This window comes from Treponema sp. R6D11, assembly GCF_054786075.1.
In genome coordinates this window covers 1-242 of record NZ_BDHD01001236.1, presented here as the reverse complement: position 1 = coordinate 242, position 242 = coordinate 1, and the positions used below count along the sequence as shown (strand labels likewise).

General features: G+C 48.8%; 1 protein-coding gene. It reads right to left on the bottom strand.

Features of this window, described 5'->3' with window-relative positions; all coding sequences use genetic code 11:
• Positions 1 to 242 (bottom strand): flagellar basal body protein (locus ACYVTD_RS18245; RefSeq protein ID WP_461249017.1); only part of this gene is annotated, 242 nt, incomplete at both ends.

Here is a 242-nt window from a genome sequence, read left to right as displayed (position 1 = left end):
ATTCTTCTGTCAAGAAGATTATCCCTTAAGCGTTCTATGCGCTCAATAACCGCGCCCTGCCCTATCTGTCCGGGAGTTTCCGCGCGGTTTAACGCGGGCAAGAAAATAGGCTCAAAGGGAGTAAACTCCACTCTCTGCCTTGAATATCCCGGAGTATTCATATTATCAAGGTTATGCCCTGTAGTCGCAATCGCCTGTTGGTGCGCCTGAACGCCTCGTTTACCAATTTCCAATCCCATGAA